The following is a 23,569-nucleotide window of genomic DNA, read 5'->3' as shown; positions in this document are numbered from 1 at the left end:
GGTTTATATAGCAAGAATTTTACTTTTTTTGTATACTTATATAAGTTTGCAGAAAAGGATTCTACAACTTTGGAGGAATAATCATGGTAAAATACATTTCAATTCTCGGTTCAACCGGTTCCATCGGTACATCTGCATTAGACGTAGTCGCAAATCACCCGGAACACTTTCAAATTATTGGTTTAACCGCAAATCATAATATTGACCTTCTTGAAAAACAAATCAAAATGTTTCAACCTCGTGTTGTAAGCGTAGGTACAAAAGAATTAGCAGCTACACTTCGCGCACGGATTTCTACCAACACAAAAATTACATATGGAAAAGATGGATTAATTGAAGTCGCTACTCATCCTGATTCTAACCTTGTATTAACTTCAGTTGTCGGCGTATCTGGCCTTCTTCCCACCATTGCAGCATTAAAGGCAAAAAAAGATATTGCCATTGCGAACAAAGAAACATTAGTTGCCGCTGGACATATTGTAACAGAATTAGCAAAACAAAATGGTTGTCGCTTAATCCCAGTAGATAGTGAACATTCTGCTATTTTTCAATGCTTAAACGGTGAAAACAACAAAGAAATTGAAAAATTAATTGTTACAGCTTCAGGTGGTGCCTTCCGAGATAAAACACGTGAAGAAATGAAAACCTTACAAGCAAAAGATGCTTTAAAGCACCCGAATTGGTTAATGGGAGCAAAGTTAACGATTGATTCTGCTACATTAATGAATAAAGGGTTGGAAGTCATGGAGGCACATTGGTTATTTAATATTCCTTATGAAAAAATTGATGTTTTCATTCATAAAGAAAGCATTGTCCATTCTTTAGTTGAATTTATAGATGGCTCTGTAATGGCACAGCTCGGTGCCCCTGATATGAGAATGCCGATTCAATACGCATTCCATTACCCAACTCGCTTACAATCGAACTATAAAAAATTAAATCTATTAGAAGTTGGTAGCTTACATTTTGAAAAACCAGATTTCAAAAAATTCCCTTGTCTACATTATGCGTATGAATCTGGAAAAATTGGTGGTACAGCGCCAAGTGTCTTAAATGCTGCGAATGAAGTTGCAAATGCGCTATATTTACAAAATGAAATTTCATTTTTTGATATTGAAAAAACAATTTATTCTGCACTTGAGGCACATCATCCGATTACAAATCCAGACCTCGAAACGATACTGGAAGCTGACCACTGGGCTCGTGAATACGCAACACAATTATTAATTCGAAACTAAAAAAGGGCTAGATTTTATTTTAGCCCTTCTCTTTACCCATAGAAAAGGAGGAGTATTCATGATTCATAAACTGTATATCACTTCTTTTGATGTAGCTTCGGCTGTGTTAGCATTACAAATTCCAGCTTACGAAATTGAAGCAAAGTACATAAACAGCACTGCAATTCCTCGTCTATATGATACTGCAGAGGATATACAAACATGTAATGAAACCTTCTATGGTTATTTCTTTGAAAATAACTTAGTAGGCTTTCTTTCTTTTGTAAATGAAGGATCTCTCGTTGATATCCACCGGTTAGTCGTATCGCCAAACTATTTTCATAAAGGAATTGCAACAAAGTTACTTTTTCATGTATTTCACCTCTTCCCTAATACCATCCAATATACTGTACAAACCGGAAAAGCAAACACACCTGCCCTTTCCTTATATAAAAAACATGGGTTTATCGAAATACGTGATATTGTACTACCTGATGGGCTTATCCTTACACAATTAAAAAAGACAGAAAAAAATAAATAGTTTGACTATTGCGTTTCATTATGTTATTTTTAATGTTATAAAACCTTTTGCTGAATCCATATTTTGGAGCGGGGGAACCATTTATGTAGCCGATGCTACTTGGGGCGAATCTTTTTTAAGTAGGGATACTCTCACTTCCCGAGTCCGACAGCTAACCTCGTAAGCGTAATGGGAGAGAGAAGGTGCTTTTTACTTATGTTACACAGTATCCCTCCTTAACTATAAAGTATATGGAATCGATGTCATGAGAAACCTATATTTATAGAAAAGGAGACTTGTACAATGTTACGTTTATCAGATCACGAAATGAAGATGATGGAGCAACGTATTCGGTTAGAACAACAACGTACGTATCAAGCAAACAAAATTGTAGATAGTTTACATCACAAATACTTTTTCCAACATATTTTTCAGCCTAAAAGATGAAGTGAAGTTTTTACACATGTAAGATAACTCATACGTACAGGGTATAACTAACTTGAAAAAAGCTTTGCTGCTTGCTGCAAAGCTTTTTTCACTTTTATACAATAACTTATTTTCGTTCCTTAACTATTAACTTTATTGGTAATATTCTCGACTTATGTAAAGAATAATATTTTGTAGAAGGTTCAGGTGCTTGTTCATCAAAATCACTAGAAGGTTCATCTTCTACTATTCTTTCAATTGTAAACCCTGCCTTAATCAGTTCATTTATGTATGTACTCAATTTATTTGTTCCATTCCTCATCCCCACTCCACTCGCCAAATTCTATTTATAGATTAAAGATTATAACTAGATTTCCCTTTTCTCTTCGCCCGATAATTTTTCACTTTGGCAATCGTCCCACATGCTCTCCCCTCTTTCCCTCCAGCATACATACCACACCAGCGTTTACTTCCGTTACGAGAATGATCATAAAAGACCCAGCAACAATCTGGGCATGCTTTTAACCGTTGCCACCTCTTTTGTTCAATAGCAGTCAAAATAATTTGTAAAATCATTGTATATACGTTTCTTTCCCCGATTGGTTCATATGTAATAGCATCCATATTTTCTATTACACACACTCGAAATGGATATGTTTCAAACCATTTTTGTATTGTTCCTTTCCCCTCAATCGCAAAACGAATATCCTCCCTAAATTGCTTCAGCTCATCTAACGTACGAAAAGAAAGTTCCTCACCAAAATGATTTTCCATAAATTGCAGTACATCCTCTATCGTATTTAGTTCATCTAACGACTTTCTTGTATCATTTGGAATTCTCCATGTATTTAAAAAATCTCTTACAACCTCTAATTGACCTGGTGCCTCTTGGTCATGCTTCAAATCCAATCACCATCTTTCTAAAATTTACTTTTTTCTGACTTTATGTATAATTATAGTATAAAATAGTTAACCATTAAAATGTTTTAATGGTTACATTATGAGAGGAAGATTTTATGAAAAACTTTTCAATATCGATACGTATTATACTGACCTCATCATTTTTTATGGCATTTGGATATTTTGCTGTATATGCTTTCCTGGCCATCTATTTATCAAATTTTTTACACTTTTCTGCTATGCAAGTAGGAACCATTTTAACCATTATGACAATTACTTCACGAGTGATTCCTTTATTTTCTGGTATCATTGCTGACAAATTTGGTTACATGATTATGATGATATGTGGCTTACTATTAAGAGGCATTGGTTTTATTTGTTTAGGGATATTTTCAGAGTTTCATACGATTTCCATTTCCGCTTCATTCATTGGATTTGGAACCGCTTTTTATGAACCTGCTGCTCGTGCTATATTCGGCTCACAGCCAGCTAAATTCCGAAAAGACTTATTTACATACTTAAACCTTGCTTTTAATAGCGGAGCGATTATCGGTCCGATCGCTGGTAGCTTATTACTCATATGGAATCCTTTGTATCCATTTATACTTACTGGCTGTCTTATGTTATTGTTTGCGATCATTTTTTATCTTCTTAGATCTCACTTCCAAGTTTCTACTGAACATGTACAGCTCTTATCTGGCTTGAAATCCGTTTTTGAAAATAAGCATTTTCTCTCATTCTCATTTATTATGATTTTCTTCTATATTATGTTTACTCAGCTTACTGTCGCTTTGCCGCTTCATATGACCAACATTAGTCATAGCGCAAAGCTAGGTGGACTTGTTATTACAGTGAATGCCATTACAGGTGTTTTGTTTATGATTGTATTTCGAAAAATATTTCACAAATATCATACACTTTCGATTGTAAAATGTGGTGTTTTATTAATGGGTATTTCATTTTTATTAATCCCCTTATTTCAAGATCCATTTTGGTTATTTTCCTGTGTTATTCTATTTACAATTGGTGAAACACTTGTATTACCCAATGCTGATATTGCCATTGCGAATTACAGTAATGAATCCTATACAGCCGCATATTTTGGATGTTACCAATTGTCTCTTGCGGCCGGGTTTATAATTGGAAACTATACAGGAACTTGGTTTACATCGCTGTTACAACAAACATATACACCGTGGTTGATTTTTGGCACAATGGGTGCCCTAGGTTCTATTTTGCTTCATATTTTGAAAAACACGGAACGAAAACAGGAAAAGAAACGATTGATCTATGATAATAAAAGCATATAATTCGATTATCTAATTACATAAGAGCCTCGTTCAATAAACCGAACGAGGCTTTCGCAATTCGCTTTAATAAAAAACGAAGGAGAAGCTTTTTGGGCTTCTCCTTCGTTATGATGCACGATCTTTCTTTTTCATTGCTTTTGTTAAATAACCGCCCTTGAAGGATCGAATTTCATAAGAAGACATAAACGCTTTCGGTGCAATTCGATTAATAATTTCCAACAGCTCTTTCTCACGAGAACGTTTTGCAACAATATCTAAGCGATAGCGCACAGAATTGATCCCTTCTCCTTCAAATACAGTTACCCCAAATCCTGAATGCCTTAACATATCCACTAACTCATTGCAGCGATCTAGTAAACTAACTTGATATGTAATATAGCCAATCGCCAATTTATTCTCTATATAACCACCTAATAACAGTCCGGCACTAAATCCGATCACATAGGCTACAATATTCATCCAATTTGATAAATCTTGAAACACAATCCCTAAACTTACAATATAAATCGCCCCTTCTAACAACCCAACACCAGCAGCGGATCTTGTTTGATTCTTTACAAGCAAAATCGTCCGGATTGTTAAAACTGGAACGTAAATAATTTGAAGTACAAAAATAAGTAGCGCTTGTAACATTTATATCCACCTCTTTCTAAAAGTCTTTTGTCATAATAACATATAAACCATTTAGAAAGCGATGGGTTTTCTAAATTTTTCATAAAAAATAAGAAGATAAAAAAGAACCGTTTTCCGGCTCTCTTTTATCTTCTTACTTTAAACCCTCTGTACGCTTGTTTCTTTTTTCCTCTTCTTCTCTTACTAACTGCATATTTGCATAAGCCAAATTCGCTATCATTAAAAAATGTCCGCCTAAAATGCCAGTACCAAATGCCCACATTTCCATTTCATGCTCGATTTCATACATGATGATTGCACCTAATATAGCCGCCGCAAAACGATTTAAAATACCTATTCCAGGGGCACGTTGCTTTAATACAATGCTTTTCCCAATCTTCTCAACTCGCCTAGCTAATAGCCAAAGACAATACGCACTTACAGCTAAGCCAATCCCAAATCCAGTAACTTGCTTTGAAAAGGGCGTTACCGTCCATAGTAAGAGTAAAGCACTAAAAATCATATATAATTGGAGTCTATATACGCGCAGCGCAACTTCAATCAAAATATCCGCTCCTTATTTCAAGTTTTCCTTTGACCACTCCCACGGCTAAAGCACGTGGGCTTTCCCGCTCACAAATTCTGTAAAAAAAGAAAGCAGCAACCTTACACAGTTGCTACTTTCTCTTGTTGATGATCAATTTTTCGAATTTCAACGCGTTTAATTTGATAAGCATCTTTTTCAAGAACTTTAAACTCATAATTTTCCGCTTCCACGCATTGTCCTTCTTCAATTTCATGATTTTGCATCATAATCCAACCACCAATTGTATCCACATCTTCTTCTTCAATGTGTAGTCCAAATAAATCTTTTACTTCTGAAATTAACACTTTTCCATCAACAATTTTGTGATAATCGTTTACGTGTTGAATCGGTGGAGCTTCATCTTCATCATATTCATCACGAATTTCGCCGACGATTTCCTCCAATATGTCTTCAAGCGTTACAATTCCAGCTGTTCCTCCGTACTCATCATATAAAACAGCCATTGGAATTCGCTTTTTCTGCATTTGTAGCAGTAAATCATGAATTGGAGTTGTTTCCATCACTTCAATAATCGGACGCATATACGTACGAATCGATGATAAATCTTCTGTATCGCCTTTCATGTATCGAATAAAGAAGTCTTTTACGTTTACCATACCAATAATATCATCTTTATCTTCTCCAAAGATTGGATAACGTGTGTATCGTTCACTTTGAATAATTTTCATGTGTTCTTCTACTGAATCTTCGAGATAGAAACCAACAATTTCTGTTCGTGGTACCATAATCTCTTTCGCAATGCGGTTATCAAATTCAAAGATATTATTTACATACTTATATTCTGCTTGGTTAATCTCTCCACTTTCATAGCTCTCTGAAAGAATTAATCGTAATTCCTCTTCTGAATGTGCTACTTCATGTTCGGAAGCTGGTTTTAAACCAAACAAACCTGTTATAACACGCGCTGAGCTATTAAGCATCCAAATAAAAGGATACATGACTTTATAGAACATCATAAGAGGTCCAGCAAATAGTAAAGTTACCTGTTCCGCCTTTTGAATCGCCATTGTTTTTGGTGCTAATTCGCCTACTACAACATGTAAATATGTCATAACCATAAAAGCAAGCCCAAAAGTTAATACATGGGAAACAGAAGGGTTTAAATTCCATTTCTCAAATAGTGGACGTAATAACTTTTCTATTGTCGGTTCACCTAACCAACCAAGTCCCATTGCTGTAACTGTAATCCCTAACTGACAAGCAGATAAATATTCATCTAAATTTGTTGTTACCTTTTTTGCTGCTAACGCACCGCGTTTCCCTTCCGCAACAAGCTGATCTATGCGACTTGAACGCACCTTTACAATCGCAAACTCTGCTGCTACGAAAAATCCAGTAAATGCGATTAAAATCGCAACCATGACTAAATTAAATATTTCCAATGAATCCCCTTAGTTAAAAAACTAAGGTGTTCACCTCCTGTATACTTATAATGTTTTCTTATTCTCTATTTTTTCAGAAAACATAGCGCCATACAGAAATTAAAAGAGTTCAATCTAACTTTAACTATAAAAATAGTACCAGTGTTTGGATTAAAGCTGTCGTTTGACCAGATAAAGACTTCGATATTTTTTCACGTTGTGAATCTGTTAGTCCATCTAACAGAGGTTTCAGTTGTGTTAACTCTGTTTCTAATCGATGGATATGGTTTGTCACTTCATTCATTTGTTTCGAAACGTGTTCATTGATCCCGAGCAGCTTTTTCCTCTCCTCGATCTTCTCTTTAATCTCACAAAGCGGCATATGCATTTCTTTGCATTTCTCAATAAATTGTAATGTCTCAAGTGCTGTTTCATCGTAATAACGATAATTAGATTGAGATCGCTCCGCCTTTAAGATACCTAGATTCGTATAATAATCAATCGTTCGTTTCGATACATGAGCCAAGTGAGCCAACTGTCCGATTCGATACACCTTCCCAACGATCTTCCCCCCTTGTTTCTATTAAGAACATCATACAACACATAAACTGTACAGTCAAACGTGATGGTTTATTATTCACAATATATGAAAAAAGACCTGCTATATACTGCAGATCTCCTGCTTTCTATATTTCTTTTTCTTTATTATATACAAATTCTACACATTCTGCTAATTGATTCCGTTGTTCTATATGAATACTCCCCCACTTAGCAAAGCTTGAAGTGAGGGTTTCTAACGTTTCGGTCTAACGGACGATTAACGTCAGCGGAGTTAACACACTAGCAAGCTGGTTCACGCCTAACCCCTCTATCCCGTTTTCCCATGCATTCGGGACTACTTTTCGTAAAATATCCGCCGCAGCATTTACGTCTGCGTTGATTTCGATGCCTTTTGCCGAACGATACATACCACGTTTTATTCGTTTTCCTGAGTTACAATGGTTGCAAGATTATCAATACCTAAATCAATACTCATATAACGACCATTCTCTTCAACAATTTGTTGTTTTGAAGGAACATCTAACACTAGTTCCACTACATACTCATTGTATTTTGGAATGACACAATCTTGGTTTGTATACAAGATTTCCTTTTCAGAAGAGCGAATATACTTTGGAATGCTAGGTTTTCTAGTGTATTTGTGGGGATTCCTTTTATAATCTTTTAAACTAGCAAAAAAAGACTTCCAATTTTGGAATACGTTTTTCATGATGGATTAATTAGATTGTGTAGGCAAAGCACGATAATCACTCTGCATCATCGCTTTAAATAATGCATCCAGAAAGTTGTAATCTACATACGGTTTTTCTGTAGTTGGTGCTGAAAACAATTTACATCTCACTTCTTTTTGTTTTTCTTTTGGTTTTGTTTTCTCTTTTTCCACATTCTTTTGATAGGCAAGAATTTGTGTCTCATTCATCTTCCCTATGTTTGTAGCAATTGTATCTAAAACTTCTTTTTGTAAAGGTTGCAACTCCTTATTTTGTGTCAAACCTGTATACACTTGTCGTATATAAAAGTTTGTCGTGTTGTACATATTCTTCGCGTTTTAGCAAGATTCTTGAAAATAAGAATACATACGATGTCCTTTTTTAATCCAAATTTGAAAAATTTTATAATTCCTTTGCTTTTCCGCTGTCATTTTTCCACCTCCTTGTTAAGGATATTACACCAAAACGAGAACGTATGTTTCTATCGTTTTACTCGAACATAAAATATTTTTTTCGATTCACCTCACCACCTTCACATCTCTTTAGAGGTGGGAGTCCTCTTGAAAGATATGATAGACATCTCGTGACATCCACCCTATTACTACTTTACAAGCAAAACTCATTTGTTTTTTCCTTTTAAAATACAAATGTTTATTTATATTTATTGCACCAAAATCATTCTATCCTGTTTTATTTGGTGAAATACTAATGTTATTTTGTACTTTCTTAGGATAATTATTCATTTCTTCTTATATGACAATCCCTTTTTTGATGGATTCATATAATAACTAGAGCATACTTTATTTAAATTCTATTTATTTCAAAGGAGTGATTATCATTCATACAACTTTGATTTCCCATTTTTATAACGAAGAATATTTACTTCCTTGGTGGCTCATGCATCATACAAAATTATTTGATCATGGCATTTTGATTAATAGAGGTTCTACTGATCGTTCTGTTGAAATATGTCGTCAATTTGCCCCCCACTGGGAAGTACGTGATTCAAAAGTTCCAGAGTTTGATGCAGTGTTAGTCGACCAGGAGGTCATGGATATTGAAAAAGAAGTGACTGGTTGGAAAATGGTATTAAATACGACTGAGTTTCTTTTCTGTTTTGATAAGGACGACTTTTTTTTGTCACTTAGCCTTTTAGGAGAGAACATGTATTCAATCAGAGTAATTGTGATGGTAGATAAACCGAATCATAGTTATACAGATCCAATATATGAGCTTCCTCTAGTGAAACAACGGTATCACGGTATATTTCCAAAAGACCCTACCGCACCTTTTATTGGTAGACTCATTCACAATCATGTGCATGGCAGCTATTCAGCTGGTAGACATTGGTCTCCACATAAATTTATCGTATATCTATATCCTGCTTTCGTTTTAAAATTTTCTTTCAGTCCTTGGAATGATGCAATAAAAAAACGCAAATTACAAATAGGGCCTACCCTTTCAGCGCACAGTATTCAACATGGGTTAGGCGTCTACCATCTAAAAACATTAGAGGAATTAGAAAAAACATATAAAAACTTTGCCACTCTGACTGAAGATCTCCGTTTAATTCCAGAATATAAAGTATTACTTCCTGATTTATAATTTTCTCTATTTACTGTTCATTCGCATAAAAAACATCCATGACTGCATAGTTACAGCCCTGAAGTAACAACTGTAAAAAGAGAACCCGCAAATGTTTTTTATTGACTACAGATTTTTTTACTGATCACATACAGAAAAACACGCCTCTTTCGTTTTAAAATACTAGTGTTTGTTTATAAATGAATTCATATAATAACTAGAGCATATGTTATTTGAGTTCCATTTATTTTAAAGGAGTGATTATCATCCGTACAACCTTGATTTCCCATTTTTATAACGAAGAATATTTACTTCCTTGGTGGCTCATGCATCATACGAAGTTATTCGATCATGGTATTTTGATTAATAGAGGTTCTACTGATCGTTCCGTTGAAATATGTCGTCAATTTGCTCCCCACTGGGAAGTACGTGATTCAAAAGTTCCAGAGTTTGATGCAATGTTAGTTGATCAGGAAGTCATGGATATTGAGAAAGAAGTAACTGGTTGGAAAATGGTATTAAATACGACTGAGTTTCTTTGCTGTTTTGATAAGGATAAATTTTTTTCATCACTTCACCTTTTAGGAGAGAATATGTATTCGATTAGAGTAATTGTGATGATAGATGATCCAAATCATGGTTATACAGATCCAACATATAGGCTTCCTCTAGTTAAACAACGATATCACGGTACATTTCCTAAAGATCCTAACGCACCCTATATTGGTAGACTCATTCACAATCATGTGCATGGCAGCTATACTCCTGGCAGACACTGGTCTCCACATAAATTTATCGTGTACTTGTACCCTGCTTTCGTTTTAAAATTCTTTTTCAGTCCTTGGAATGATGCAATAAAAAAACGCAAATTACAAATAGGTCCTACCCTTTCAGCGCACAGTATTCAGCATGGATTAGGCATCTACCATCTAACAACATTAGAGGAATTAGAAAAAACATATAAAAACTATACCGCCACAACTGAAGACCTCCGGCTTATTCCAGAATATAAAGTGTTATTTCCTGATTTATAATATGTTTACTGTTATTGCGTGTGAAAAAGGGAACATATATATCTAGGGATTTCCCATCATATAAGTCACGCCTATGAAAACAGAAGAAGAACATGAGTGAAGGTCTCTGTCTATTCTTCATAACCATAATGTATCTGTTAGAAAATCAAATTGAATTTATATATATTACCTTCTATTACATTACCGGAATAAATTCATTTTTATTAGTTATATTTTATAGTATGGATTTCCTAGAATCATACTTTGTTTGTTAAAACGTAACGCTTAAAAAAGAAATGAATACTGTAAAAAGGAAGAAATTCGCTTTAAAGATTCTTCTACAGTCATAGGAGGGAAAAAATGAAAGCTGTTATTCTTGCTGGAGGATATGGGACTAGAATTGGGGAAGAAACACACAGAATCCCGAAACCAATGATTGAAATAGGGACAAAACCAATTCTTTGGCATATCATGAAATTATTTAGTCACCATGGCATTAAAGAATTTATTATATGTTTAGGTTATAAAGGACATATCATTAAAGAGTTTTTTTTGAATTATACTTTACTCATGTCAGATTTCAGTATCGATATGAGTAGTAATACCATTACAAATCACTCAAATAGTACAGAGCCATGGAAAATCACCTTAATTGATACAGGTGAAAATTCAGAAACTGGGGGACGAATTAAAAGAATCCAAAATTACGTTGATGACAAACCCTTTTGCCTTACTTATGGTGATGGGCTAAGTGATGTAAATATACAAAAACTTATTGAATTCCATCAACAACACGGAAAGCTTGCTACTGTAACCGCTGTGCAACCTCCAGGCAGATTTGGTTCGCTTATTCTTAATAAACAGACCGTTTCAGCATTTAAAGAGAAGCCTTTAGGAGATGGCGGTTGGGTTAATGGAGGTTTTTTCGTTCTAGATCCTCAAGTTTTTAATTATATTAGTGGTGACACATCTGTTTTTGAAACAGAAACTTTAGTACAATTAGCTAACCAAAAACAATTAGATGCTTATCAGCATCAAGGATTTTGGCATCCAATGGACACACTGCGAGATAAGAAAAAACTGGTCGAATTGTGGGAAAATAATACTGCTCCATGGAAGGTTTGGTAATATGACTAGTACGTCTTTTTGGAACAAAAAAAAGGTACTTATTACCGGTCACACTGGATTTAAAGGGACTTGGTTGACACTTTGGTTAACTTCACTAGGCGCTGATGTCATTGGATACTCTTCTTATTTACCGTCTCATCCTTGTTTATTTGAACTATCAAAAGCTGCCAACGAATGTCATTCTATAAACGGAGATATTACAGACTATCCTTCCTTATTACAAACAATCATACGTTATCAACCAGAAGTTATCTTTCATTTAGCTGCACAGCCTTTAGTTCCAGCTTCATATAAAGATCCTATTGAAACCTTCAAAACAAATGTCTTAGGGACTGTTCAGTTATTCGAAGCTGCCAAAAATACAGACAGCGTGCGTGTAATTATTAATGTCACAAGTGATAAGTGCTATGAAAATGATGGATCTGGAAATCGCTCCTTTCAAGAAGAGGACCGTCTAGGAGGACACGACCCTTATAGTGCCAGTAAAGCTTGTGCGGAATTAGTTACGACTTCTTATCAAAGATCTTTCTTTCAATCAAACGTGAAATCTGCTCCTAAACTCGCTTCCGTAAGAGCGGGCAATGTCATTGGTGGTGGTGACTGGGCAGAAAGTAGATTGATTCCTGATATCGTTCGAGCATTTTTACAATCAGATAAGCTAATGATTAGAAATCCAAATGCTATTCGTCCTTGGCAGCATGTTTTAGATCCTTTACATGGTTATTTACTCCTTGCCGAAAAAATATGGAACGACGCTAATTATGCTGCAGCTTGGAATTTTGGTCCAATCAATCAACCTCACTTAACAGTAGCTGACCTAGTCAATTTAACAACGAAGATATGGAATAAGAAACTAGACATTATCTCTCCTAATGACTCTCTCCCATACGAATCACCTATATTAACCCTTAATAGTACGAAATCGACGAACCAATTAGGATGGACTCCAAAGTTGTTAACTGAAGATGCAATTTCTTGGACTGTTGAATGGTATCAAAAATATGCTACTAAAGAAGATGTTGCAATATTTACACGTAAACAAATTGACGTGTTTAAAAATTTATAAGGAGTCTATCAAAATGTCACAAAAAAAATGTCGTTTTTGCCATTCATTGTTGACACACACTTTTTTAGATTTAGGTGTTTCCCCTCTTGCTAATTCATTTGTCTCTCCAGAACATTTAGATAAAATGGAGCCTTTTTATCCACTTCATACATTTGTTTGTAAAGATTGCTTACTTGTACAACTAGAGGAGTTCGAATCACCTCAACACATTTTTAATGACTATCTATACTTTAGTTCTTATTCATCGAGTTGGCTCTTACATGCAAAACAATACGTAGAAATGGCGATTCAACGATTTCATCTAACTAAACAATCACAAGTTATTGAGATTGCAAGTAATGACGGATATTTATTACAATACTTCCAAAGAAAAAAAATTCGCACTTTAGGGATTGAACCTGCAAAAAATGTCGCAGAAGTCGCGATTCAAAAGGGGATTCCTACTAAAACTGAATTTTTCGGAAATGATTTAGCAAAACAATTACGATCCGAAAATTATCAAGCTGATTTAATTGTAGCTAACAATGTATTAGCTCACGTCCCTGATTTACATGATTTTATTTCTGGTTTAAAAACATTGCTGAAACCAGATGGTGTCATTACAATTGAATTCCCACATGTATTAAACCTGATCTCTTCTAAACAATTTGATACGATTTATCATGAGCATTTTTCGTATTTTTCACTTCTATCACTTCAAAAAATATTGTCTCATCACAAATTACAAGTGATAGATGTAGAAGAACTTCCTACACATGGAGGGTCATTACGACTATTCATTGGGCATACGAAGAAAAGTACACCCATTCATTCTAACGTTACAAAATTAATTCAGAAAGAAACGGAGCATGGTCTCGATACCTTAGACCGCTATCTTTTATTTTCTAAACAAGTAGAACAATTAAAAATAGATATTTTAACATTTTTTATTACGGCCAAATCCTTAAACAAACAAATTGTAGGATACGGGGCACCTGCTAAAGGAAATACACTTTTGAACTTTTGTGGCCTCGGTAAGGAATTTCTTTCTTATACAGTAGATAAAAACCCACACAAACAAGGATTACATTTACCAGGCACACGAATCCCAATCAAAAATCCAGAAGAAATAAAACAAACAAAGCCAGACTATATTCTCATTTTGCCATGGAACTTAAAGGATGAAATTATTGCACAATGTTCCTTTATTCGTGAATGGGGTGGAAAATTTTTAGTCGTTATTCCAAAGGTGGAAGTGATTTGAATATGAAGACAGTTCTAGTAACCGGTGGAAATGGTTGGATTGGTAAATACGTAGTCAATTCATTAATCGAAATGGGCTTTGAAGTGCATGCTACTTATCAAAAAAATAAACCTTCTCATATTTTATGCAATTGGCACAAAGTAAATTTACTTGATCATGAAGAAATAAAAAATCTTGTAAATAAAGTAAGAGCTTCTCACCTTATTCATTTAGCATGGGAAGCTGTCCCTCCAAAATGCTATCACTCTATTAATAATTATTACTGGTTACAATCTAGTATTACATTGATCCAACACTTTTCAAACATTGGTGGTCAAAGAATCGTCGTAGCTGGTACTGGCGCTGAGTACGAATGGATTCATGGCATATTGTCAGAAGACTCAACACACCTCTCCTATAAAACACCTTATTCGTTATGTAAAAACACATTACGCTCGTGGTTACAATCTTATTCTAAGCAAACTGGCTTAAGCATGTGTTGGGGCAGAATTTTTCATTTATATGGTCCTTATGAACATGGTAATCGTCTCGTATCTAATATTATTACCTCTCTACTCCAAAACAAGGAAGCTTTATGTACACACGGAGAACAGTATCGAGATTTTCTTTACGTAAATGATGTAGCTGATGCCCTCATTTCTATATTAAACAACGATACACAAGGGACTGTGAACATTGCCTCTGGACGCCCTGTACAAGTGAAAGAAATTGCAGCTATCATTGCGAAAAAGTTAGGGAAAGAGCACTTACTTAAACTCGGTGCGATTCCTTTCCCTGAACATGAACCTTTATTTGTTGGTGCCAATATTGACCGTTTAAAAAACGAGGTAAAATGGATACCAAAATATGATATAAATACAGGAATTGAAGAAACAATATTGTGGTGGGATACTCGCTTGAATCATTCAAATGAACAAGTGTAATATGCTATTACTATATAAATACAAATTAAAAAATGACATAAACCCATTCTTTTTAGGTGGGAGAGAGCATCCGGCCATGCATAGAAGCGGTCAGCCCCTCTTCCTGCCCCATGCCAAGTGAAAACAAAGAGAGAAAATGAGTGTCGTTCACTTTTTGTTCTTCCTAGCAGCGGGTTATGTGTCCTAAAATCAACATGGATTTATATATATACTTTCTATTGATTTTCGAACATATCAGTCATAGCTATAACAAAAAAAGACCTATACTCTTTGAGACTATCGAAAAAAATCCATCTAATAAGAAAAAGGAGTTTACCACCTATTGTATAGAAGTGGGAAACTCCTTTTTACTTACCACTTACGGAAAAATATTTTTATACTCGGTGCTTACTCGTAAATCTTTCGTACCTTTTGCTAAATCTCTATACCATTCTTCTAACTGTTCAGGTGTAATCACATGATGCATCCCCATATTCCCCTGTTTACTAGCTGCTGAAAGAGTCGGGCCGATTTGTAATTTCCTTTTTCTTAGTGCATCATTCCAAGGACTAAAACCAAACCATAAAATAAATGCAAGCGGTGGATATGGCATACATTCATGAGCAGTTACATGCCTGCCAGCTGCATAACTACCATGATTATGCCTATGAATGAATCTTCCTCTTTTCCATGCTGGCCAATGCTGAGGTAAATAACCATGGTATCGTTGTTTCACTAAAGGTATCTCATACACCGGTTCCTGATAACCATAGTTTGGATCATCAACCATGATCATTCCTTCAATCCAATACATATTCCCCCCTAATTGATCCAAAGATGCCCAAAATTGTTCTTTATTTGAAAAACAAAGAAATTCAGTCGTATTTAAAATCATTTTCCAGCCTTCTACTTCTTGTTCAACTTCCATTACTTCTCGGTCTGTTGCTATCGCATCAAATTCTGGAAATCTCGAGTCTCGAACTTCCCAGTGCGGTGCAAAGTGTCTGCAAATCTCGACCGAACGATCCGTCGATCCTTTATTTATTAAAATACCATGATCAAATATTTGTGTGTGGTGCATGAGCCACCAAGGCAATAAATACTCTTCGTTATAAAAATGGGAAATCACAGTCGTAGTAATTACAATCTCCTCCTGTTTGGCTAGTAATCTATCAAGTACGAATTCCTATTATTATATCAATTCGCTCTACATAAATAGTATACGCACCTGTTAAACAAAAGGTTTATCTTACATGTAAAAATGGATATTTACTCATGTTGCTCTACGTTTTGTTTTGGTATCCAGCCCTCTTCTCCTGTATTTACTTTTTCACACCATATCCATCCGTTCAACTCTTTACTGCCAATTAAAATATCTCCTATCCCAATATTTAATTCTTTCGCTGTATATTTTTCTATCATGACACCTTCGCTCACTGTATTCCGCCGTATCAATTGCTCCGGTACCCAACCTTCCCGCTTATCCCGCACTTCTTTGCAATATACCCAATGATTCCACTCTTCAGGACCATCATACGTACTACCTACTAACACCTTATCTCCTCTTTCTAAGGAAATGGGATTAGAATAGTTACTTACATGTGACTTAACCGCAATATATTTCATAACACCCTCCCATAATCTGAAAATTAAGTTATAACCTTATTATATATAACATATAGGAAGGAGCATACACATGTACTATAATCATTTGTTCGAAAACGACCATCCTGTTTTTAAATGAAACATTAAATAGTAACTTTTTCATTGGTGGTGCTCTTATCGTATTTAGCGTAGTGGTTACTACACTTGAGAAGAAAAAGAAAAAATAACAATAACAAAAACACAGGCTTCAAAAATATAGCCTGTGTTTTTTATTTTCTATTAAAAAGGTATTACATCATACATTCATTTTTTCTCTCAAGCAGACCAATGCGCTGGACGAGAAAGCAACCTTGGTAATTTCGTGTTCGCATCCCCTTTCGCCGCGTTAACCTGGACTTGAGTTAGAAAAATACTGTCCGTAAGATTCGCTCCGCTAAGATCAGCGTCTCGTAAATCAGCACCAATAAAGTCAGCCATTCGCAAATCTGCTCCCCGAAGATCAGCAGCAATCAAATATGCTCCTCGTAAATTCGCTCCCTTAAGATCGGCCCTTCTAAGTTTTGCCCCCATAAGGTTAGCCCCCCGGTGATTCATCCTTTTATTTTTTTTCGAGTTCTTATGCTTATGACGTGATTCTATCCATACTAGTTCACTTGTCTGTAAAAGAAGTTCATTTACACACGCTCGGTGTGACGGCACATTTACATCTATTAGTAAATCTGAGCTAAGCTGAGAAAGTCGTTCCGTCTCTTCAATTGCATCATAAATCTCCTTATGAATCGTACGAGTCGCTGTTAGCGCTAAAGCTTCATTCAAGTACCAAAGCATCTCATGTAGCTGATGCATAATTGGAAAAGCTTCATACATCTTTTTCGCGTGCTCCGGACCTTCTCTCCAGTCAACTCCTCCGAAAGTAACCTGTGAAATTTTTTGTCCTGCACCAAAGCATTCGAAAACAGTACATCCTTTAAAACCTTTCTGCCTAAGGCTTTTATGAATGCTACAACGAAAGTCCGATTGCAAATTGGAGCATGGCTTACCAGCGTCTTTATTAACGGCAAAATCGGCTGAAGCTGCGAAAGGAAGTGCTACGCAGCACAAACCGAAGCAATTTTCACAATCAGCTCGTAAACTTTGAAAACTTACATCATTTCTTGAATCTAAATCATAATTATTCTCTAACAAAACATGCGCCCCCTGCTACTGTATTGCTTGTTCAATTTTACCAAAATAAGTATATAAAGAGAATAATTTTAATAAAAAATACCTTCTAACAATTACAAAGTTGCTCCTATAAACATCTTAAAGAGAACTTTACCCACCCTTTCATTTCGTGCAATCAAATAGATTGCTCTTCGTTTTTGAAAATCTTGAATCGGTAAAGAACGCAGCGACAAATGTTCAATACGCTCTGAAATCGTCCGCGGAACAATTGTAATTCCTGCGCCTGCAGCAACCATACCGAGAATAAAGTCTCGAAACGATACTTCAGAACGAATAATAGGCTCTGCTTCCAATCTTGCAAACTCTTCTGTAATCGTTCTTCGAATATCGCAGCCAATTGGATACATAACTAAATTCTCTATATTGGCTTAACAACAGATTATTGTGTATCAACATCAGTACGAATGGCTGGTAATTTAGGTTTTTCCACTTATGTCGTTTCAGATGCCACAGCTACATTTGGTCGTATTGCCTATGATGGAAATTATTATCATGCAGAAGATATTCATAAACTTGCATTAGTAAGCCTTCACGAAATGTTTGCTACCGTTTTAACAACTGACAAACTTATACATTTAATTTAAAAGGGACATCTCCTCCAACACAAATTATCATTTAATTATAAATATTCTCACAAGAGAGAGAATCAAATGGCATTAGAAATGGAAGAAAACTGTCAAACTTGTAGCGATTCACTTCAAACAGATTCTGAAGCTTATATTTGTACGTACGAATGTACGTTTTGTGCACCGTGTACAGAAATTGTCCAAACTGCGGTGGTGAATTAGTGCGTAGGCCGAAAAAGAAGTAAAAGCAAAGCTACTTATAGCTTTGCTTTTCATTTGATTTCAAACTACTTTATTATCACTTCACATTACTGATTATCTCTTCAATCATTCACTTTGAACTACATAGATATAGTTTTTGTTGCAACTGTTTGTTGAAATGCCTTATCATGCTCAACAATAACCATTGTGGGATTAAATTGTTGAATAAGCTCTTCAATCTGCATACGCGAATAAATATCAATAAAATTTAATGGTTCATCCCATATATATAAATGAGCTTTTTTACATAAACTTCTAGCGATAAGCAGCTTTTTCTTTTGTCCACCAGAATAATGAGATATATCTTTCTCAAATTGAATTCGGTCAAAATCCATCTTACGTAGGATGGATTTAAATAAAGTCTCATCAATCTCGTGCTCTTCAATAAAGTCCAATAACGATCCCTTCAAATGAGAAGTATCTTGTTGGACATAGGAAATGATGAGTCCTGAACCTAAACTAACTGAGCCTGTATGCTGTATTGGGTGTCCTAGAATTAGTTTTAGGATACTACTTTTCCCGCTTCCATTCTTTCCATCAAGTACAATTCGGTCCCCTTGTTCAACTATGAAGCTAATCGGTTCATTTACTATTTGGTCATCATACTTAACAGACACATCAGCCAAAACAACCAATTCATTTGACTGAAATTTCAATTGTTCTAATTTTAACGACTCAGTTTTCTCCACATTTTTTAGTAATTTTGACTTTTCTTCAATAGCTTTTTGTTGCCTTGATTCAAGGTTCTTCGCTCTCTTCATCATCTTGGCCGCTTTATGTCCTACAAAACCCTTATCTAACTTAGATCCTGAATTCCTTGTTCCATTTTTGGAAGCTTCCACTTGATGAGACCAACCTGCTGAACGCTTTGAAGACTGTTTTAATTTCCCTATGTCTTTTTGTAGACGCTCATTTGTAGCCTCTTCGTGTTCTTGCTGTCTATCAAAATTTAACTTCCAAGAAGAATAGTTACCACTTTGAACTTCAATATTTGCTCTATTTATAGATAAGATATGGTCAACGCATCCATCTAAAAAGCTTCTGTCATGTGAAATCAAAACAAACCCTTTTTTCTTCCTTAGATAATCAGAGACCATCTTTCGCGCATCAGTGTCTAGATGATTTGTGGGCTCATCAATTAATAGAAATTGACCCTCATTCAAAAACAGCGCCGCAAGCAACACCTTTGTTTGTTCTCCGTTTGATAATGTTTTAAATGGTCGATACATGGCTTCTGCATCAACATTTAAATAGGATATTTCACGCAGAAATTCCCAATCTTCTGCTTGCGGACAAATTTCTTCAAGGATTTCATGAGTGAACTTGTTCTTATCCAAAACTGGGTAAGGGAAATAATTAAATTCTACCGAAGAAGTGATTTTCCCACTGTACTCATAATTACCTAATAATAAATTAAAGAATGTCGTTTTACCTCGTCCATTTCTACCAATAAACCCTAATTTCCAATCCGTATCTATTTGAAAGTTTACACCTTCAAAAATATTATTAAAGCTACCTGGGTATGCAAAAGTTAAATCTTGAACTTTTATCATTGACATAATAATTCCTCCTTTATATATCAACACTTTTCATATAAAGTCGGAATATCCATCAATTTTTTAATTCCTCTATATAAGTTTGATGGATATTAACGACTTATATAGAGCATTACATGTGTAACAATAGTCTCTGAATTACTCATTTTTCTCTCTCCTTTATTTGTTTTTTAAACAACTGTATTGTTACTTAACACCTCTTTTACTTTACTTCCAATCAGCTCAGATACATATTCATAACCAGCAGCACTAAAATGTAATCCATCACACTCTTCATTTTCTACAAACTTCTTATAATCTAATTCCCTAATCATATGAGAATGCAAATCAAGAAAATGACTTCCTGTTTGCTTTGCCACTTCTTCCACCACTTTTGCATACTGTGATAATACTTCGTTTGTTCTCGCATGCTGTCTTTCCTCATCCACTGGCGCTGGACTAATGAGCAACACCTTTTCTGGTGAGATTCTTTTTACAATCTCAATTAGATTTTCTTTATATTGTTGCTGTGATACTTGTTTATGAAACGCCGCATCATTTGCACCAAAAAAGACTGTTACAAATGTTGGCTTATACAATAATACATCCTCTTCTATCCGTTTTAAAGCGTCAAACGTATTATCACCAGGCACTCCTGCATTTACTACTTTCCAATCAGGAAATACGTTTTGTAAACGTGGTGTTAATCTAAAATCGCCATTCCAAAATATTTCATCAGCTGTAATACTATCACCAAAGCATACGAATGTATTCATTTCTGTTTCTCCTTTTTATGTATGAAATAATTCTCCTTCTAACGCAGCAATATAGCGCTGCGCTGAACGCTGAACAGCTTCATTTGCATCATTTTTTACTACTCTATGAAAAGCATTGTATAAACGATTAAAAGGCAGTGAACTTACTCTTTTCGCCATCTCTTCTACTTTATTTGCTGGTAACGGAATTAAATTTGGATAACTGTACATAAAGCTCACCCACTCTTGATCCGCTACAACTTGAATAATATCCCCTGTTAATAAAATCCCTTTTCCTTCATTACCTTGTGACCAGTGTAAAACGGAACCACCTTTGAAATGGCCACCTAGGCGATATATAGTGAGCTCATCGGATAATCGCAGCGATTCTCCCGACCAAAATACAATATGTTTACTTGGGCGCATTACCCACTGTTTATCATCTTCATGTATATAAATTGGTACATCGAATCTTTCTGCCCATTCTACTTGAGTAGAATAATAGTGGGGATGCGATAAAGCAATTGCATCTAATCCCCCTAATTCTTTTATTTTCTCAATTGTCGTTTCATCGAAATATGTAATACAATCCCATAACAAATTAAATGATTCTGTTTTTACCACATATGTTGTTTGCCCAATCGCAAATTCCGGTTTTGTTGTAATGCTATAAAGCCCTTTTTCTTCCTCAATGATTTCATTTTTATACGTATTGCTCTCTAATACATTCTCTAGTGTTGTCCAAGTTTGACCTTTCGGATTAATATACTGTCTCTCCTCATCGCAAATCATACAATGCACTGGCTCTTCTACACTCGCTGCATATTGCACGCCGCATGTTGTACAAATAAAGTTTTTCATCATCATTCTCCTATCCACATTTATTTTCTATTCTCTTAAGCTTTCATTACTAACAAACCTCATTCATCCAATAACGCCAAGCTTTTAAATAGGCTTCTAAATCTTCAGGATGATGCCTAATACAAGTTTCTATACGAAGATATAACCCTATCACTACTTCTTCATATAAAATTTTTTCCCTTTTATTCGTATGAAACACACATTGCTCTACTACATCATTTATTACTTCCTTCGTTAAATCTTCCGGCGTCGAACAAAACGCATAAATGAAATCATAGATTGGATCTCCCAAAACTGGTAACGGATCAATCACACCATATAATTTATTTTCTTTACATATAAAATTGTGAAACCCACAATCTCCATGTAATACATATGGTTGATTACTATATGTCGTTCTATTTGGACTATGTACCAATTTAAGAACCTCATGAAAATCTTCTTCCGCTATATAGGCTCTTACATTCTCACGTGCCTCCATTACCCTTTTTAAAAGAAAACTCTTCCACGAGTCTACCGGTTCTTCTTTCCATCCCCACTGATCCATTTCTATAGCTGGCTTATATGTATGAATCACTTCCTGTACAAGTGTACAAAGAATCTCTTTTTTATTCCCAGCATGATAACTTGTGGAGCCAGGAATAAATGAATAAATCATATATCTATTGATAGGGTCTACATACAAAAGCTTAGGAAATATACTTTCATCTTTATAAAAGTTGAGAAAATATGCTTCTTCTTCAATAACTTTCGGATCATTTAACTTTATAACACACCGCTTTTTTCCTTCTATCAGATACAGTCTACTTGTAGTACCGCCAGTTAGTTTTTTAAACGCTTTCGGAAAATCAGCAATCACTCCATTAACAACCAACTCTTCAATAATTTCTGAAATCTCCATTTTTCTCATTCCCAATTTACCTATTTATTTGATATTACGATAAACGAAACGACTTTATTTTTATTTGACAAATATAAGAAAAAACCTTTATTCTTCCGACACCGATAATGCAGTAGCTAATATCTCCTCATAAATTTCATTCCACTTTGGATAATAGGATGTAATCTCATCTGGTTTCACAAATGTCCTGCGACTCGATTCATACTCACCACTAAAATCATGCACTTCTGTAATATCCATCCGGTAAAATGGTTGATAGCCTATTTTAGGATACGGACTATTTTCATCCCAATTTGGATTTTCACTATGGTCTACAATGATATATCCAAGTAAGATACATTTCCCTTTCACATACCCTTCTTCCCATGCCTCTCTCTGAAAACATTCTTCTGGCGTTTCACTCTGTTCAATATGCCCTCCAGGAAAATCCCAACTACGATTATGGTGATCTATTAATACAACTTTATTTTTATAAAAACAAAAACCATGGACACTTGTGATCCCTTTATATTCTGGCAATATATTTACTGGTTTCCATGTTAATTTCACCTTTGATTCTCCATAGTTTGTGTATGTCGTTGTCATTTTCCCCCTCACTCCAAATGCTCTCCAAATAACATTTCAATCAATGTTTTAAACTCTGCTATTTTCATTTTAATTCTCCATTTCACACTTCTTTTTCCCTATACATATTTTTTCAC

The 23,569-nt window shown here is 35.1% G+C and carries 24 protein-coding genes, 5 pseudogenes and 1 riboswitch; of the genes and pseudogenes, 13 read left to right on the top strand and 16 right to left on the bottom strand.

The genetic code is table 11. The annotated features are described in order from the left end of the window. The first annotated feature begins 83 nt into the window (after window positions 1-83). The 3 genes from ACX5JI_RS17625 (at window position 84) to ACX5JI_RS17615 (ending at window position 2,184) form a co-directional block, all read left to right on the top strand. Window positions 84-1,238: a 1-deoxy-D-xylulose-5-phosphate reductoisomerase gene (locus ACX5JI_RS17625; protein WP_459502329.1), complete on the top strand. Its 1,155-nt coding sequence runs from the start codon at window positions 84-86 to the stop codon at window positions 1,236-1,238. A gap of 58 nt (window positions 1,239-1,296) precedes the next feature. Continuing rightward, complete coding sequence (locus tag ACX5JI_RS17620; RefSeq protein WP_459502328.1) at window positions 1,297-1,758, top strand: GNAT family N-acetyltransferase; 462 nt, start codon at window positions 1,297-1,299, stop codon at window positions 1,756-1,758. A gap of 38 nt (window positions 1,759-1,796) precedes the next feature. Beyond that, a riboswitch (cyclic di-AMP (ydaO/yuaA leader) is annotated at window positions 1,797-1,938 on the top strand. 102 nt (window positions 1,939-2,040) lie between these two features. Further along, window positions 2,041-2,184 carry a hypothetical protein gene (locus ACX5JI_RS17615; RefSeq protein WP_017151706.1) on the top strand — a complete coding sequence of 48 codons (144 nt, stop codon included), beginning with the start codon at window positions 2,041-2,043 and terminating at the stop codon, window positions 2,182-2,184. 106 nt (window positions 2,185-2,290) lie between these two features. Here ACX5JI_RS17615 and ACX5JI_RS17610 read toward each other — a convergent pair. Both ACX5JI_RS17610 and ACX5JI_RS17605 read right to left on the bottom strand, forming a co-directional pair. Then, window positions 2,291-2,467 (bottom strand): annotated as a pseudogene (locus ACX5JI_RS17610) (class I SAM-dependent methyltransferase); the annotation flags it as partial. Window positions 2,468-2,517: 50 nt separating this feature from the next. Beyond that, window positions 2,518-3,066, bottom strand: a complete 549-nt coding sequence (locus ACX5JI_RS17605) for a CGNR zinc finger domain-containing protein (RefSeq protein ID WP_459502326.1) — start codon at window positions 3,064-3,066, stop codon at window positions 2,518-2,520. Between the two features lie 113 nt (window positions 3,067-3,179). Here ACX5JI_RS17605 and ACX5JI_RS17600 point away from each other — a divergent pair, with 113 nt between their 5' ends. After that, window positions 3,180-4,373 (top strand): MDR family MFS transporter, encoded by a 1,194-nt coding sequence (locus ACX5JI_RS17600; protein WP_459502325.1) that lies wholly within the window; start codon window positions 3,180-3,182, stop codon window positions 4,371-4,373. Between the two features lie 105 nt (window positions 4,374-4,478). Here ACX5JI_RS17600 and ACX5JI_RS17595 read toward each other — a convergent pair whose 3' ends face one another. The 5 genes and pseudogenes from ACX5JI_RS17595 to ACX5JI_RS17575 form a co-directional block, all read right to left on the bottom strand. Next, window positions 4,479-5,006 carry a DUF2179 domain-containing protein gene (locus tag ACX5JI_RS17595; RefSeq protein WP_459502324.1) on the bottom strand — a complete coding sequence of 176 codons (528 nt, stop codon included), beginning with the start codon at window positions 5,004-5,006 and terminating at the stop codon, window positions 4,479-4,481. A gap of 133 nt (window positions 5,007-5,139) precedes the next feature. After that, window positions 5,140-5,550, bottom strand: coding sequence for an ATP synthase subunit I (locus tag ACX5JI_RS17590; RefSeq protein ID WP_459502323.1), 411 nt, complete (start codon window positions 5,548-5,550; stop codon window positions 5,140-5,142). A gap of 101 nt (window positions 5,551-5,651) precedes the next feature. Further along, a complete protein-coding gene (locus tag ACX5JI_RS17585) occupies window positions 5,652-6,974 on the bottom strand; it encodes a hemolysin family protein (protein WP_459502321.1) in 1,323 nt (440 codons plus the stop codon). A gap of 124 nt (window positions 6,975-7,098) precedes the next feature. Beyond that, a complete protein-coding gene (locus ACX5JI_RS17580; protein ID WP_459502320.1) occupies window positions 7,099-7,506 on the bottom strand; it encodes a MerR family transcriptional regulator in 408 nt (135 codons plus the stop codon). 253 nt (window positions 7,507-7,759) lie between these two features. Then, window positions 7,760-8,655: pseudogene (locus ACX5JI_RS17575) on the bottom strand (hypothetical protein). A 406-nt stretch (window positions 8,656-9,061) separates the two neighbouring features. Here ACX5JI_RS17575 and ACX5JI_RS17570 point away from each other — a divergent pair. The 6 genes from ACX5JI_RS17570 to ACX5JI_RS17545 all read left to right on the top strand — a co-directional run bounded on the left by ACX5JI_RS17570 (window position 9,062) and on the right by ACX5JI_RS17545 (window position 15,181). Beyond that, window positions 9,062-9,829 (top strand): glycosyltransferase family 2 protein, encoded by a 768-nt coding sequence (locus ACX5JI_RS17570; protein WP_459502424.1) that lies wholly within the window; start codon window positions 9,062-9,064, stop codon window positions 9,827-9,829. Between the two features lie 242 nt (window positions 9,830-10,071). Further along, entirely contained in the window at window positions 10,072-10,842 is a 771-nt protein-coding gene (locus ACX5JI_RS17565) for a glycosyltransferase family 2 protein (protein WP_459502423.1), read from the top strand. A 339-nt stretch (window positions 10,843-11,181) separates the two neighbouring features. Then, a complete protein-coding gene (gene rfbF, locus ACX5JI_RS17560) occupies window positions 11,182-11,949 on the top strand; it encodes a glucose-1-phosphate cytidylyltransferase (protein ID WP_459502319.1) in 768 nt (255 codons plus the stop codon). 1 nt (window position 11,950) lies between these two features. Then, a complete protein-coding gene (gene rfbG / locus ACX5JI_RS17555) occupies window positions 11,951-13,015 on the top strand; it encodes a CDP-glucose 4,6-dehydratase (protein WP_459502318.1) in 1,065 nt (354 codons plus the stop codon). A gap of 13 nt (window positions 13,016-13,028) precedes the next feature. Further along, window positions 13,029-14,258: a methyltransferase domain-containing protein gene (locus ACX5JI_RS17550; RefSeq protein WP_459502317.1), complete on the top strand. Its 1,230-nt coding sequence runs from the start codon at window positions 13,029-13,031 to the stop codon at window positions 14,256-14,258. A gap of 2 nt (window positions 14,259-14,260) precedes the next feature. Further along, complete coding sequence (locus ACX5JI_RS17545) at window positions 14,261-15,181, top strand: NAD-dependent epimerase/dehydratase family protein (RefSeq protein WP_459502422.1); 921 nt, start codon at window positions 14,261-14,263, stop codon at window positions 15,179-15,181. A 358-nt stretch (window positions 15,182-15,539) separates the two neighbouring features. Here the strand turns inward: ACX5JI_RS17545 and ACX5JI_RS17540 are convergent, their stop codons facing one another. Beyond that, the gene (locus tag ACX5JI_RS17540) at window positions 15,540-16,307 is read right to left on the bottom strand and encodes a glycosyltransferase family 2 protein (protein ID WP_459502421.1); all 768 of its coding nucleotides are present in this window, start codon (window positions 16,305-16,307) and stop codon (window positions 15,540-15,542) included. A gap of 122 nt (window positions 16,308-16,429) precedes the next feature. Beyond that, window positions 16,430-16,786: an SH3 domain-containing protein gene (locus ACX5JI_RS17535; RefSeq protein WP_459502316.1), complete on the bottom strand. Its 357-nt coding sequence runs from the start codon at window positions 16,784-16,786 to the stop codon at window positions 16,430-16,432. A gap of 104 nt (window positions 16,787-16,890) precedes the next feature. On the opposite strand from ACX5JI_RS17535, the pseudogene ACX5JI_RS17530 reads away from it, so the two are divergent. Continuing rightward, a pseudogene (locus ACX5JI_RS17530) lies at window positions 16,891-16,992 on the top strand (EamA family transporter); the annotation flags it as partial. A gap of 88 nt (window positions 16,993-17,080) precedes the next feature. Here the strand turns inward: ACX5JI_RS17530 and ACX5JI_RS17525 are convergent. Both ACX5JI_RS17525 and ACX5JI_RS17520 read right to left on the bottom strand, forming a co-directional pair. After that, complete coding sequence (locus tag ACX5JI_RS17525) at window positions 17,081-17,950, bottom strand: pentapeptide repeat-containing protein (RefSeq protein WP_459502315.1); 870 nt, start codon at window positions 17,948-17,950, stop codon at window positions 17,081-17,083. Between the two features lie 92 nt (window positions 17,951-18,042). Beyond that, window positions 18,043-18,336 carry a LysR family transcriptional regulator substrate-binding protein gene (locus tag ACX5JI_RS17520; RefSeq protein WP_459502314.1) on the bottom strand — a complete coding sequence of 98 codons (294 nt, stop codon included), beginning with the start codon at window positions 18,334-18,336 and terminating at the stop codon, window positions 18,043-18,045. Between the two features lie 6 nt (window positions 18,337-18,342). Between ACX5JI_RS17520 and ACX5JI_RS17515 the strand changes: the two are divergent. Beyond that, window positions 18,343-18,573 (top strand): annotated as a pseudogene (locus ACX5JI_RS17515) (cysteine hydrolase family protein); the annotation flags it as partial. Between the two features lie 66 nt (window positions 18,574-18,639). Continuing rightward, a pseudogene (locus ACX5JI_RS17510) lies at window positions 18,640-18,800 on the top strand (DUF1272 domain-containing protein). A gap of 96 nt (window positions 18,801-18,896) precedes the next feature. On the opposite strand, the gene ACX5JI_RS17505 reads toward ACX5JI_RS17510, so the two are convergent. From ACX5JI_RS17505 to ACX5JI_RS17485, 5 genes are all read right to left on the bottom strand, one after another. Continuing rightward, window positions 18,897-20,375: an Lsa family ABC-F type ribosomal protection protein gene (locus ACX5JI_RS17505; protein WP_459502313.1), complete on the bottom strand. Its 1,479-nt coding sequence runs from the start codon at window positions 20,373-20,375 to the stop codon at window positions 18,897-18,899. A 167-nt stretch (window positions 20,376-20,542) separates the two neighbouring features. Next, window positions 20,543-21,127, bottom strand: a complete 585-nt coding sequence (locus ACX5JI_RS17500) for an SGNH/GDSL hydrolase family protein (RefSeq protein ID WP_459502312.1) — start codon at window positions 21,125-21,127, stop codon at window positions 20,543-20,545. A 15-nt stretch (window positions 21,128-21,142) separates the two neighbouring features. Then, a complete protein-coding gene (locus ACX5JI_RS17495; protein WP_459502311.1) occupies window positions 21,143-21,967 on the bottom strand; it encodes an MBL fold metallo-hydrolase in 825 nt (274 codons plus the stop codon). Window positions 21,968-22,016: 49 nt separating this feature from the next. After that, window positions 22,017-22,868, bottom strand: coding sequence for an aminoglycoside phosphotransferase family protein (locus ACX5JI_RS17490; RefSeq protein ID WP_459502310.1), 852 nt, complete (start codon window positions 22,866-22,868; stop codon window positions 22,017-22,019). 87 nt (window positions 22,869-22,955) lie between these two features. Then, on the bottom strand, window positions 22,956-23,453 hold the full coding sequence (locus tag ACX5JI_RS17485) for an NUDIX domain-containing protein (RefSeq protein ID WP_459502309.1): 498 nt from the start codon (window positions 23,451-23,453) through the stop codon (window positions 22,956-22,958). Window positions 23,454-23,569: the final 116 nt, after the last annotated feature.

The organism is Bacillus sp. C1, from assembly GCF_054570475.1.
This window is presented reverse-complemented; position numbering and strand designations above follow the sequence as displayed.

Coding starts and splice junctions, on each gene's coding strand:
- ACX5JI_RS17520 (WP_459502314.1), bottom strand. CDS start 18,336: ATGTATCCAATTGGCTGCGATATTCGAAGAACGATTACAGAAGAGTTT.
- ACX5JI_RS17620 (WP_459502328.1), top strand. CDS start 1,297: ATGATTCATAAACTGTATATCACTTCTTTTGATGTAGCTTCGGCTGTG.
- ACX5JI_RS17535 (WP_459502316.1), bottom strand. CDS start 16,786: ATGAAATATATTGCGGTTAAGTCACATGTAAGTAACTATTCTAATCCC.
- ACX5JI_RS17500 (WP_459502312.1), bottom strand. CDS start 21,127: ATGAATACATTCGTATGCTTTGGTGATAGTATTACAGCTGATGAAATA.
- ACX5JI_RS17615 (WP_017151706.1), top strand. CDS start 2,041: ATGTTACGTTTATCAGATCACGAAATGAAGATGATGGAGCAACGTATT.
- rfbF (WP_459502319.1), top strand. CDS start 11,182: ATGAAAGCTGTTATTCTTGCTGGAGGATATGGGACTAGAATTGGGGAA.
- ACX5JI_RS17485 (WP_459502309.1), bottom strand. CDS start 23,453: ATGACAACGACATACACAAACTATGGAGAATCAAAGGTGAAATTAACA.
- ACX5JI_RS17495 (WP_459502311.1), bottom strand. CDS start 21,967: ATGAAAAACTTTATTTGTACAACATGCGGCGTGCAATATGCAGCGAGT.
- ACX5JI_RS17600 (WP_459502325.1), top strand. CDS start 3,180: ATGAAAAACTTTTCAATATCGATACGTATTATACTGACCTCATCATTT.
- rfbG (WP_459502318.1), top strand. CDS start 11,951: ATGACTAGTACGTCTTTTTGGAACAAAAAAAAGGTACTTATTACCGGT.
- ACX5JI_RS17490 (WP_459502310.1), bottom strand. CDS start 22,868: ATGGAGATTTCAGAAATTATTGAAGAGTTGGTTGTTAATGGAGTGATT.
- ACX5JI_RS17545 (WP_459502422.1), top strand. CDS start 14,261: ATGAAGACAGTTCTAGTAACCGGTGGAAATGGTTGGATTGGTAAATAC.
- ACX5JI_RS17505 (WP_459502313.1), bottom strand. CDS start 20,375: ATGTCAATGATAAAAGTTCAAGATTTAACTTTTGCATACCCAGGTAGC.
- ACX5JI_RS17550 (WP_459502317.1), top strand. CDS start 13,029: ATGTCACAAAAAAAATGTCGTTTTTGCCATTCATTGTTGACACACACT.
- ACX5JI_RS17595 (WP_459502324.1), bottom strand. CDS start 5,006: ATGTTACAAGCGCTACTTATTTTTGTACTTCAAATTATTTACGTTCCA.
- ACX5JI_RS17625 (WP_459502329.1), top strand. CDS start 84: ATGGTAAAATACATTTCAATTCTCGGTTCAACCGGTTCCATCGGTACA.